Here is an 11714-nt window from a genome sequence, read left to right as displayed (position 1 = left end):
GCCGGTCGGCAACATGAACGCCGCGCTGGACAGCGGCACAGTGGACGCCGCCTTCACCTGGGAACCCTTCATCAGCCAGCAGGTGTTGCGGGGCGGCACTCATGTGCTGTTCGACGTCAACCAAGCGCTGCCCGGCTATCCCTGGTACGTGGTGATGGCACCGAAAAAGACGCTGGCGGAGCGGCCGGACGATGTGGTGAAGCTGCTGCGCGCCCACGCCAAAGCCATCGCCTGGCTGACCGACCACCCGGCCGAGGGCGACGCCCTGATCGCCGAGGCGTTCAAGCTGGAGCCGGTGAAGCGCGCCGATGGCAGCGAGATCGCCCCGGCCACGGTCGCCGCCGAGGCGCGCAAGCGGCTGGGCTGGTCGGATCGGCTGGAAGAGAGCGACCTCGCCTTCATCCAGCGGCTGATGGACACATCGCTGGCGCTCGGCTTCGTTCCGGCGCCGATGAAGGCGACCGACATCGTCGACAATTCCTATCTCCGCCGGGCGGGCCGCTGATGCGGACCCGGCTTTACGGCTGGGCCGCCTTCCCGGCGCTGCTGCTGGTGTGGAGTGCGGCCGCCTGGAACCTGCCGCCCTATGTCCTGCCGCAGCCCTGGGCGGTGGCGGCGGAGGCGGTGCGGTGGCTCGGCAACGGCCAACTCGCCGTCCATGTCGGCGCCAGCCTGCTGCGCGAGGCCGGCGGCTTCGCGGTCGCCGTGCTGGGCGCGCTGGCGCTGGGTCTGGCCGGTGCGCTGTCGCCGCACTTCCGCGCCTTTTCCGCTCCGCTGGCCGGCCTGTTCATGGCCATTCCGCCCATCGCCTGGGCGCCCATGTCGATGATCTTCTTCGGGCTGGGCTATGTCGCCATCACCATGGTGATCGTGGTCGCCGCCCTGTTCCCGATGGCGGTGACGGTGCAGGAAGGCTTCCTTGCCATCCGCGACGGCAATCTGCGGGCGGCCCGCGTGCTGGGCGCCCGCCGCTGGCAGTTGATCCGCTACGTCTATCTGCCTGCCTCGCTGCCCTTCCTGACCGCAGCGCTGCGCATCGGCTTCAGCCAGGCCTGGCGGGCGCTGGTGGCGGCCGAGATGCTGGGCGCTTCGCAGGGGATCGGCTGGATGGTCGCCATGGGTGGCCAGATCGGCAATGCCACCCAGGTGCTGTTGGGCGTCGCCATCATCGGCATGACCGCCTGGATCACCGAAAGCCTCGTCTTCCGCCGTATCGAGCGGCGCTACCGCCACTGGCACCTCGCCCGGCCCTGAAACGGGCAAAGCCGGAGGAAACGGAATCCCATCGGCCTGTCCACCACAGCTCCGTCCGGACGGACGAGATCGCGAAATTGCAATCGCTGGCGCCGAAGCGGACGCTCACGGTACCGGAAGCCATCCCGATGGTCAGGCCACCCGATCCTGTAAGAGACAGCGGGCGTCGCTGGCTGTTCCAATGGTCAGAACCGTGGTTTGCAAGCGGTCGACCGCCGGTTCGGCCAGCACCCGCGCAGCATTCGCACGGAACTTGGCGATTACGTCCGCATCGCTCATCGGACGTTCGCGGCAGCCGCGCGGATGGGACAGCCGTGGCCCCTCGAACCAGCGGCCGCGCGCGCACACACGCACCTGTCCGGCGGGCCGGCGGGTCTCCCCGCTCATCGCCCCGTCGATCTCGCGGTCGACGGTCGCGGTGACGCGGGTGGCCAGAACCGCGCGGCCATCGTCGGCAAGGGCGTCGGCAACATGCCAGTCGACCGGCGGCAGCCCCAGTGCGAGACAGGCGAGACAGTATGGCAGGCTGAACTGCGCATCGACCATGGTGGCGGGGGCCGCATCCATGAAGTCGCGCGCCAGACCGGCGGAGGTCAGAACCTCGATCCTTTCGATCTCGCCGGCCGCCAGCCCGAAGGTGTCGCGCAGGGTCTCGAAGGACTCCAGCGCCGTATGCATCCAGCGGCAGGCCGGATAGGCCTTGAAGCTGGCATGGCGCGCCCACCAGACTTCTCCCAGCCCGTCGCAGAGGACGTCCGGATCGAAGCGATCCGAACCGATCATCCTCCAGAAGCCGGTCGGCCCGTCGAGGACGTCGGCGGCCCCCACCAGCCCCGCGGTGGCATAGTGGACAGCCCGAAGACCGGCTTCCGTTGCCGGGGCGTTGAAGTCCTTGAAGGAGACCAGCGGACGGCTGTCCCAATTGTAGCGCCGAAGACTTGGCACCGGCGCCAGCGTGCCGGCGAATCCGAAGGCGTTGGCGAGATCGGCGCCATCGAGTCCGAGAAGGCGTCCGTAGACGGCAGACGCTGCCAGCGACTGGTGCTGGCACACACCATAGACCTGCCGGAAGCGCTCCCGGCTCGGCTGGATCGACAGGATGATGCGGGCGTTGATCTCATAGGCGGCGGCGAGCGCCGCCAGCAGCGTGCCGCCATCGGCTTGGGAGACCGCGACACCGCTCAACGCGGCGGCGACCAGGGTCGCTCCGGGATGCCCCATTCCCTTGCCATCGACCTCGAAGCCGTCGTCATGGTCGAGCGCGTTCATCGCCGCGGAATTGACGAAGGCCGCCCCGGCCGCCGTGAGGGAAACACCGGTACCCAGCACAGGACAGGGACCGTCGGCATAGTCCCCCCGCACGGCGGCAAGCACACGCCGGGTCGGATCGGTCTTTGCACCGGCAAGGCCGCAACCGAGCGCGTCGAGCAGGTGCAGCCCAATCTTGCCGGCGACATCGGCGGGAATGTCCGCGACCTCCAGCCCCGCCGCGAAATCTGCCAAGCGCCGCGTCAACGAAGTCATGCTGCCCGCGTCAGCGCTTCGTAGAGGGCGGAAAGCCGCTCGGTCACCGGCCGGCCGCTGCCGCCGATCGTCCGCCCGTCCAATCGCGACACCGGCGTGATACCGCCGAAGGTGCCGGTTACGAAGGCCTCCTCGCTGGCACAGGCCTCGGCCAGCGTGAAATCGGCCTGCCGCACAGGAATCCCATGTGCCGCGCAAAGGTCGAGCACCTTTTTCCGAGTGATCCCGTTGAAGCAGTAGCGCCCGGTCGAGGTCAGCACCGTCCCGCCCGACACAAAGAACAGGTTGGTGGAGTTGCAGCTTGACACGAAACCATGGGGGTCGAGCATCAGCGCCTCCTGCGCGCCGGCGGCGATGGCCGGCAGCAGGGCCTGGATAAGGTTGAGGCGGCTGTGGGAGTTGAGCCGCATGTCGAACATGTCGGGCGGGCTGCAGCGCACCGGCGTGGTGGCGAGCACCAGCCCGTCGCGCTTCACCTGCGGGTCGGGCCGCTTGTGCTCGGCGACGATGGCAATGGTCGGGCGGCCCAGCGCGTTGCGCGGATCCTGATGGATGGTGGTCTTCTCGCCGCGCGTGACCATCAGGCGGATGTGAACACCGTCGGTCATGCCGTTGGCGTCGATGGTCTGTTGCAGCGCCTCGCGCAATCCATCGCGCGACAGGCCGATGTCGAGCGCAATGGCCCTCGCCCCCGCCTCCAGCCGGTCGAGATGATCGTCGAGGAAGACGAAGCGCCCATCGACATAGCGGACGCCTTCCCACACCCCGTCGCCCAGCCCGAAGCCGGCGTCGAAAATGGAGACGGTGGCCTGCGCGCGGGTGACAAGCCGGCCGTTCAGCCAGATCAGCACCCCATCGTTGCGGTGGTCGTCTTGCGGCGTCTGCGCGCCTTTGCCGGTGAGTTGCATGGGAGAACCGTCAGAATCGGAAAGCGGTGAAACGGTCGAGGAAACGCCGGGTGCGCTCCTCGCGCGGGGACTTCAGCACCTGCTCGGGCGGGCCGTCCTCCAGGATGCGGCCCTCGTGCAGGAAGAGGATGCGGGTGGCGAAGTGATAGGCGAAGCCCAGCTCATGGGTCACCAGCAGCATGGTCCGCCCGTCCTCCGACAGGTCGTTGATGACGCCGAGCACTTCCCCAACCAGCTCCGGATCGAGCGACGAGGTCGGCTCGTCGAACAGCAGCACCTCCGGATCCATCGCCAGGGCGCGGGCGATGGCGACACGCTGCTGCTGGCCGCCGGACAGGCGGGCCGGATGGGCGTCGGCCTTCCCGCCGAGACCGACCCGGTCCAAATGCCGCTGCGCCGTCGCCCGCGCCTCGGCCTTCGGCCGGCCGAGCACCGACAGCGGCCCCTCCATCACATTCTCCAGCGCGGTCATGTGCGGGAACAGGTTGAATTGCTGGAAGACCATGCCGACCCGTGCCCGCAGGCGGTTCAGCTCGGCCTCGCGGTAGCGGGTGGCGCCGCCGGCCGCCGGCCGGCCGACCGCCTCCCCGTCGAGGATCAGGCGCCCTCTGGTCGGCATCTCCAGCACGTTCAGGCAACGCAGCAGCGTGCTCTTGCCCGACCCGCTGGAACCGAGGATCGCGATGCGTTCGCCCCGGCGCACGGAAAGGTCGATGCCTTTCAGCACTTCGGTGGAGCCGAAGCTCTTGTGCAGATCCTCGACCTGCAGCACGACGTCGTCGGCCCTCGTCATGCCCGGCCCGCCGCGAAGCGCCGTTCCAGCGCGTAGGATGCCAGCGTGAAGGGATAGATCAGCAGGAAATAGATCATGGCCACAACGGTGAAGGTTTCCATGGGAATGTAGTTCTGGCTGCTGAACAGCCGCGCGCTGTACATCAGCTCGTGAACGGTGATGACCGAGGCGACCGAGGTGTTCTTCGCGAGTTCGACCGCACGGTTGGTGAAGGCCGGCACCATGCGCCGCACCGCCAGGGGCAGGATGATGCGGCGCAACAGCCGCAGGCGGCCCATGCCGAGCGCCCGCCCGGCCTCCCACTGCCCGGCCGGAACCGACTGGATGCCGCCGCGGTAGATCTCGGCGCAATAGGCCGAGGCGTTCAGGCTCAGGGCCAGCACGGCGGCGGCAAAGGCGGGCAGCTGGATGCCGCTCAGCACCGGCAGCGCGTAGTAGAACCAGATGAGCTGGACCAGAACCGGCGTGTTGCGGAACAGTTCGACGAAGCCGCGCGCCGGCCAGGCGATCCAGCGCCGCGGCGAGATGCGGGCAAGGCCGATGAGCAGCCCGCCGGACAGGCCGGCGGCAAGCGCCGCCGCCCACAGCGCCAGCGTCAGGCCACAGGCTTCGAGAAGCAGGTCGATGTTGGCGAAGACCTCGCCGAACTGAAACTCCGGCATCGTGATCGTCGGCATGGTCATCGCGCTCCCGCCCGGCGGCCGCGCGCCTCCAGCCACTCGGCCAGCTGGCTGGCGGAGAACAGGACGACGAAGAACAATCCGGCGACCACCGTGTAGACCTCAAGCGGGCGGTAGGTCTGGGTCACGATCACCATGGCGCTGTAGATTGTCTCGTGAAAGGCCAGTGCCGCGGCCAGCGTCGTTGTCTTCACCAGCTCGAAGCTGCGCTCGACGAAGGGCGCCGCCATCCGGCGGGCGGCCTGCGGAAGGATGATCCGCCGCATCAGCCGCGCCCGCCCCATGCCGAGTGCCCGGCCGGCCTCCCACTGGCCACGCTCGACCGACAGGATGCCGCCGCGGAACACTTCGGCGAAGAAGGCCGCCGACTGGATGCCCAGCGCCGCCAGGGCGGCGGCGAAGGGGGGAAGGGTCAGCCCGAACGCCATCGGCAGGCCGTAGAAGAACCAGAAGAAATGCACCAATGGCGGCGTGTTGCGGTAGAATTCGGTGAAGGCCAGTGCCGGCCAGGACAGCGTCCGCCGGCCCGACAGGCGCATCGCCGCCAGCAGGCCGCCGACCGCCACCCCCACCGCTATGCCGCAGACCGAGAGCAGCAGGGTCTGGCCCAGCCCGGCCAGCAGGATATCGGCATTGCGGGCGACGGCGAAGAAATCCCAGACATAGGCCATGAGGCGTTCCTGCGCTCCCCTTCCTGTGCTTCAAGCCCGCCCCCCGGACCGGCCCCAGGACCGGCCGGGGGACGGATGACCGGTTCAGCTGCGGGACCATTGCTCGCGCACGAGCGCCGGAGCGTCCTTGGGGTCGATCCCGCGGAAGGCGAGGAACTCTTCGTAGATCTTCTGGATCTTGCCCGATTCATAGAGCGACTGGATGGCGATGCCGACCCAGTCGCGCCACGACTTGTCCACGTCGCGCCGCACGCCGGCGCTGGTCGAGGCGGCACGGATCGGATCGGGCAGCAGCACGGTGCCGCGCTTCACGCGGCTGCGCAGCATGACCAGGGCCGGATGGAACAGCGAGACCGCATCGACACGGCCGGAGACGAAGGCGGCCCCCACCTCGTCGATGTTGGGAAAGCGCTCCAGCTTGGCATTGGTCAAGCGAGCGGTCAGTTCGCGGTCCGGCGAGGTGCCGAGCACGACGCCGATGCGCACATCGGGCTTGTCGAGGTCGCTCCAGCTCTTCGCTGCCAGACCGTCGCGGGCGAGGATGCCGAGCGCATAGTAGAACATCGGCTGAACCGGGAAATCGACGGCGAGCGCCCGCTGGGGCGTCGCGTCCATGGCGAACAGCACATCGAACTGCCCCGCCTGAAGACCGGCGACCGCGGTTCCCCAAGTGGTCTCGACGGCGACGGGCTTGACGCCGAGTTCCTCGGCCAGGGCGACACCGGCGCCCCAGCCGATCCCCTTCCATTCTCCCGACCGCTGGTCCTTGAAGAACCAGGGCTCGCCGGGCGGCGTCCCGATCCGCAGTTCTCCGCGGTTGCGGACCTGCTGGAGGGTATCGGCAGACTGCTGCGCCGCCGCCGGTCCCGGTGTGGCGGCGACGAGGGAAACACCGGCCCCGGCGCCGGTCAACATGATCGCACCGAGCGCACTGCGCCGCTGAATCTTCATTTCGTCCATGTGCTGCACTCCCTTTTTCCAAGGACTATCAACGGCTTTTTTGTTCCGCAACATAAAAACGTATGTATTTTGTCGCTTTCTATTATTAAACAATTCTAGATTGTTCTATTTGCGTGTCGAACGCGCTGGGCCGCCCCGCGATGGCGATGGATGCATCTCCATGGCCCAGCTCACGCTCCATCGCGTTATTTCCTTGTTTGGAAATCATGGTTTTAAGATAAACAAACAATTCATATGGTGACTCTTATGATCGATGTGGCAGTACTTCCCCCAGCCGTTGGGCACGCTTGCTCGGTCTCCCGGAAGCGCCGACCTGGAGTCTGGCCCTGATCATTTGCGGAGCTTGGGGACTGCTGACATGGCTCCCCAGTTCGCGCGCAGCGGGTGCCGCCTGAACGCCCGGATGGGATAGACAGGGAGAAAGTGCCTGGAGAAAAAAGGCTCAGGACAGAGTATCGGTGTGCGACAGCACGAGGAACAGCAAGGCGTCGCCGTCTCCGCTGTTCACGCAGGCATAGGGGATATCGGCATCGAAAAGAATGGTGTCGCCGACAGCCCGCCGGCCCAGGTCCCCGACGGTCCGAAGCCCCACCGCGCCCTCCGCAACGATCAGATGGGCACTCGTTCCCGGCGGATGACCACCGTCACCCTCGCTGCCGCCCGGATGCAGGCGGATCTCGAAGATGTCCGCCCCCCACCCGTCCCCCGGCGGGGCCAGCAGCCGCGACTGGGCCAGCCCATCGGGTCAAATCAACGTCCTGGTCTGGGCCTGGCGCATCACCACCACCCCGCCCTGCTCGGTGAACCGGGTCAGCGATGCGAACCAAGACCCGCAAGGGCCGGCCCACCCCCGACGACCTGGACGAATTGATCGACAAGGTTTGGAAGGTGCCCGCCTTCTTCCTGGCCCATCCGTGCGCCATTGCTGTCTTCGGCCGCGAATGCACCCGCCGCGGCGGGCCTCCGCCCACCGTCACCCTGCACGGCTCACCCTTCCTGACCTGGCGTGGTCTGCCGCCGATCCCCAGCGACAAAGCTGTACGCCACACCGGACGGCCGGACCAACATACTGCTGCTGCGTACCGGCGAGGCGAAGCAGGGCGTCGCCGGCCATCGTCGCGGCGGCGATCGCCATTCTCCGCGCCATCTGCGACCGGAGGCGGGGTTTCACCCGGTATGGCGTCCGCGTTGCGTGTCTTCGCCATGATTGGCGAATTGGGAGGGCGTGACGCCGAAGTGGCGGCGGAACATCGCGGTGAAGGCACTGGGACTGTCATAGCCGAGGTTGAGCGCCACGGTGGTGACGGGGGTGCCGCTCGTCAGCATCTCCGCCGCCTGGAACAGACGCAGCCGCTGGCGCCACGCCGAGAAGCTCATTCCCGTCGCATCGCCGAATCGCCGGGTGACGGTGCGCCGTGACAGCCCGACCGTGTCCGCCAGCGCGTCGAGCGACCGATCGTCCGCCGGGTCATCGATGATCATGCGGGCGATCTGCGCCATCGCGCGGTCGGCCGGCATCGGCAGATGTTCGTGCTCCAGCGGCAGTGCCGCGATTTCATCGAGGACCACCAGCCCGAGCCGCTCCTCCCGCGTGCCTGAATCGGCGCCGTCCTGCCAATGGCTGATACGGGCGATCCCCTCCCGCAGCAGGCTCGGGGTGGAAGCGCTGCCGAAGCAATCCGGCAGCCGGCCGCACATCTCCGGCGCCACATAGACGTACCAGCCGGAAAAACTCCCGCACAGCCGCAACGCATGCTCCTGCCCCGGCGGGATCCAGGCGCAATGCCCGCTCGGCACCATCCAGCTTCCCTGGCGGGTGTAGATCGTCAGCAGGCCGGTGGAGACCACCACCGCCTGCCCGCGGGCATGGCTGTGCCAGCGGATCGTCACCGGCTTCGTCACGCGCTCCCGCCCGATCGCCAGCACCGTCGGCTGTTCGGGCGCATCCAGGCTGGCAAGCGAATAATTCAGCAGCCGCATGGCCTCGTCTCGATAGTTCCTGTCCCACCCGCAGGAGCGGGATGCAATGAGGAATGATACTCATTCTCATCACGGGCCGGTAGATGCTTCCGGCGTGCAGCAGGACAAGCGACAGAGGATGCGATGGGGCAGACGGTGCGGATCCGGACGGCGGAGAGCCAGGGGAAGAGGAAGAACCGGCGCAATGCCACGATCCCGGCGATGCTGGCGGTGGCAGCGACCGTCTGGACGCCGGCTTGGGCACAGAATGCGGCCGGGCAGCAAGGGGCCGGCCAGCAAGGGGTTGGACCGCAGGGCGGTGCGACGCTCAGCCTGCCTGCGGTGTCGGTGACGGCGAGCCCCGGCAACCCGGCGCTGGCAGCCGACGGCTACGTCGCCCCCGCCGCGGTGGGCGCCACCAAGACCGGCGCCACCCTGCTGGAAACGCCGCAGACCGTCACCGTCATCACCCGGGACGAGCTGGACGCCCGCCGGCCGCAGACCGTCCGGTCGGTCCTGCGCTACGCCCCCGGCGTGCAGATCAGCGAGGACGCCGACAACCGGCTGGACAGCCTGACGGCGCGCGGCTTCGCGCTCGACCAGTATCTGAACGGGCTGAAGCAACTCTCCGGCACCTGGGCGGTGCCGAAGACCGAGCCTTACCTGCTGGAACGGGCGGAAGTGCTGACCGGCCCCTCCTCCGTCCTCTACGGGCAGGCGTCGCCCGGCGGCATCCTCAACATGGTCGCCAAGCGCCCGACCGCCGAGCCGCTGCATCAGGTGGAGATCCAGTCCGGCACCGGCGCGATGACGCAAGGCGCCTTCGATCTCGGCGGGCCGCTCGACAAGGAGGGCCGCGTGCTCTACCGGCTGACCGGCATCGGGCGGACCGCCGAGACGCAGACCGACCACACCAGGGAACAGCGCGTCGCCATCGCCCCGTCGGTAACCTGGAAGCCGGACGACGACACCAGCCTGACCCTGCTGGCCAGCCACCTGCATGACCCGAAGGGCGGCATCTGGAACCTGCTGCCCTATTCCGGCACCCTGCAGCCCAACCGCTACGGCAGGATCTCGCCCAGCTTCTACACCGGCGACACCGGGTTCGAGAGCTTCAGGCGCGACCAGAGCCAGATCGGCTACGAGTTCGAGCACCGCTTCGGCAAGACGCTGACCGTCCGGCAGAATGCCCGCTACACCCACATCGACATCGACTACGCCTCGGTCCAGGGACTGAACCTCCAAGCCGACCAGCGGACGCTGAACCGCCAGACCTACACCGCCGACGAGCGGCTCGACAGCTTCGCCATCGACAACCAGGCGGAGCTGAAGCTCGACACCGGGCCGCTGTCGCACACGCTGCTGGCGGGGCTCGACTACCAGCGGATCAACTGGGACAATTTCACCCGCTTCGGCGCCGCGCCGACGCTGGACATCCTGGCGCCCGACTACAATCAGGTCATCAGGCTGCCCGGCGTCTTCCAGAACGCCTACCAGACCCAGAGCCAGGTCGGTGCCTACCTCCAGGACCAGATCCGGCTGGGCGGCTGGTCGCTGCTGCTGGGCGGGCGCGAGGACTGGGCGACGACAGACAGCGAGAACCGTGTCACCAACCGCCGCACCAGCCAGTTCGACCGCGCCTTCACCGGCCGCGTCGGGCTGACCTACCTGTTCGACAACGGTCTGGCGCCCTACGTCAGCTACGCCACCTCCTTCCAGCCGGTCGCCGGCACCAACCGGCAGGGCGCCGCCTTCGAGCCGACCAAAGGCAAGCAGGTCGAGGTCGGGCTGAAGGTCCAGCCGAAGGGGTCCAACAGCTTCGCCACCGTCTCGGCCTTCGACCTGCGCCAGACCAACGTCACCACGCCAGATCCGGTCAACGCGAACTTCAACGTGCAGACCGGCGAGATCCGCTCGCGCGGCGTCGAGGTGAGCGGCGTCGCCAGCCTGGCCGACGGGCTGAACGTCCGCGCCTCCTACGCCTATCTCGACAACGAGATCACCAAGGACAATTCCGGCAATGTCGGTCACCGGCTGAACAATGTGCCGGCGCACATCGCCTCGCTGTGGGCCGACTACACGATCCAGGCGCAGGCGTTGAAGGGGCTGGGCTTCGGCGGCGGCGCCCGCTATGTCGGACCGACCTACGCCACCAACGCCAACACCGTGAAGATCCCGGACTATGCCGTGTTCGACGCGGCGGTGCATTACGACCTGGGACAGGCGCTGCCCTCCCTGCAGGGAACGCAACTGGCGGTCAACGCCTCGAACATCTTCGACCGTGAATATGTGTCGGTCTGTTCGGCCGTCGGCTGCCGCTATGGCCTGGGCCGCACGGTCTATGCCAGCGTGCGTTACTCCTGGTGACGGCGGCCATGGTTCGCGGGGCGCCTCCCTGGGCACTCCCCGTGTCGCGGCGCCGCCTGCTGGGCGGCGCATTCGCCCTGGGGGGTGGCGGAGAATGGACTGGCGGGCTGGGCGCGCGCGCCGCCCAGGCTGCCAGTCCGCCGCGCCGTGTCGCCGTGCTCGACTGGGGGCTGGCGGCCAGCTGCGTTGCGCTCGGATGCGTCCCGGTCGGCGTGCCGGCGCCGTCCTGGTGCACGCGCTATGTCGGCTACCCGGCGCTGCCGGCCGGGGTGGTCGATGTCGGCCTGCTGTTCACGCCGAACTTCGAGCTGTTGCAGGAGCTGAAGCCGGACGCGATCCTGATCCCGCCGGGACTGGACGTGATGCGCGGTCCGCTGGAGCGAGTGGCGCCGGTCTTCGCCGTGGCCCTCGACCGGCCGGGAGCCGCGGTGCTGGAGCGGGCGGGATCGGAGACGAGGCGGCTGGCCGCCCTCCTGGGTCTGGAGGCGGCGGCGGAAGCGCTGGCCGCCCGTGCCGAAGCGGCGCTTGAGAAAGCGGCCCACAGGCTGGCGCCATTGGCGGACCGGCCGGTCTGGCTCGTCAACATCCTCGACCAGCG

General features: G+C 68.2%; 12 protein-coding genes and 1 pseudogene. 5 read left to right on the top strand and 8 right to left on the bottom strand.

The annotated features are described in order from the left end of the window. Both I71_RS31845 and I71_RS31840 read left to right on the top strand, forming a co-directional pair. The coding region (locus I71_RS31845; RefSeq protein WP_042703768.1) for an ABC transporter substrate-binding protein at nucleotides 1-505 on the top strand (505 nt) is incomplete at its 5' end. Next, on the top strand, nucleotides 505-1254 hold the full coding sequence (locus I71_RS31840; protein WP_042703759.1) for an ABC transporter permease: 750 nt from the start codon (nucleotides 505-507) through the stop codon (nucleotides 1252-1254). The genes I71_RS31845 and I71_RS31840, both read left to right, overlap by 1 nt. A gap of 132 nt (nucleotides 1255-1386) precedes the next feature. Here the strand turns inward: I71_RS31840 and I71_RS31835 are convergent, their stop codons facing one another. From I71_RS31835 to I71_RS38615, 7 genes are all read right to left on the bottom strand, one after another. Continuing rightward, nucleotides 1387-2778 carry an MmgE/PrpD family protein gene (locus tag I71_RS31835; RefSeq protein WP_042703756.1) on the bottom strand — a complete coding sequence of 464 codons (1392 nt, stop codon included), beginning with the start codon at nucleotides 2776-2778 and terminating at the stop codon, nucleotides 1387-1389. Further along, nucleotides 2775-3686: an aminotransferase class IV gene (locus tag I71_RS31830; RefSeq protein WP_042703754.1), complete on the bottom strand. Its 912-nt coding sequence runs from the start codon at nucleotides 3684-3686 to the stop codon at nucleotides 2775-2777. The genes I71_RS31835 and I71_RS31830 overlap by 4 nt, the downstream gene beginning before the upstream one ends. Before the next feature lie 10 nt (nucleotides 3687-3696). Beyond that, a complete protein-coding gene (locus tag I71_RS31825; protein ID WP_042703752.1) occupies nucleotides 3697-4479 on the bottom strand; it encodes an amino acid ABC transporter ATP-binding protein in 783 nt (260 codons plus the stop codon). After that, on the bottom strand, nucleotides 4476-5162 hold the full coding sequence (locus tag I71_RS31820) for an amino acid ABC transporter permease (RefSeq protein ID WP_244434182.1): 687 nt from the start codon (nucleotides 5160-5162) through the stop codon (nucleotides 4476-4478). The genes I71_RS31825 and I71_RS31820 overlap by 4 nt, the downstream gene beginning before the upstream one ends. Then, the gene (locus tag I71_RS31815) at nucleotides 5159-5830 is read right to left on the bottom strand and encodes an amino acid ABC transporter permease (RefSeq protein WP_042703750.1); all 672 of its coding nucleotides are present in this window, start codon (nucleotides 5828-5830) and stop codon (nucleotides 5159-5161) included. The genes I71_RS31820 and I71_RS31815 overlap by 4 nt, the downstream gene beginning before the upstream one ends. Nucleotides 5831-5914: 84 nt before the next feature. Beyond that, nucleotides 5915-6790 (bottom strand): transporter substrate-binding domain-containing protein, encoded by an 876-nt coding sequence (locus tag I71_RS31810; protein ID WP_244434181.1) that lies wholly within the window; start codon nucleotides 6788-6790, stop codon nucleotides 5915-5917. A 442-nt stretch (nucleotides 6791-7232) separates the two neighbouring features. Continuing rightward, nucleotides 7233-7382: a hypothetical protein gene (locus tag I71_RS38615; protein ID WP_159107461.1), complete on the bottom strand. Its 150-nt coding sequence runs from the start codon at nucleotides 7380-7382 to the stop codon at nucleotides 7233-7235. Nucleotides 7383-7606: 224 nt separating this feature from the next. On the opposite strand from I71_RS38615, the pseudogene I71_RS40355 reads away from it, so the two are divergent. Further along, a pseudogene (locus I71_RS40355) lies at nucleotides 7607-7768 on the top strand (hypothetical protein); the annotation flags it as partial. A 189-nt stretch (nucleotides 7769-7957) separates the two neighbouring features. Here the strand turns inward: I71_RS40355 and I71_RS31800 are convergent. Then, nucleotides 7958-8770, bottom strand: a complete 813-nt coding sequence (locus I71_RS31800; protein ID WP_042703748.1) for a helix-turn-helix transcriptional regulator — start codon at nucleotides 8768-8770, stop codon at nucleotides 7958-7960. 123 nt (nucleotides 8771-8893) lie between these two features. On the opposite strand from I71_RS31800, the gene I71_RS31795 reads away from it, so the two are divergent. Further along, on the top strand, nucleotides 8894-11116 hold the full coding sequence (locus tag I71_RS31795; protein ID WP_049976439.1) for a TonB-dependent siderophore receptor: 2223 nt from the start codon (nucleotides 8894-8896) through the stop codon (nucleotides 11114-11116). A gap of 41 nt (nucleotides 11117-11157) precedes the next feature. After that, nucleotides 11158-11714 (top strand): ABC transporter substrate-binding protein (locus I71_RS31790; protein ID WP_159107460.1); only part of this gene is annotated, 557 nt, incomplete at its 3' end.

Source organism: Azospirillum sp. B506, from assembly GCF_000333595.1.
Lineage (GTDB): Bacteria > Pseudomonadota > Alphaproteobacteria > Azospirillales > Azospirillaceae > Azospirillum.
The sequence above is the reverse complement of the archived record's forward strand: the minus strand, read 5'-3'. Positions and strand labels throughout refer to the sequence as shown.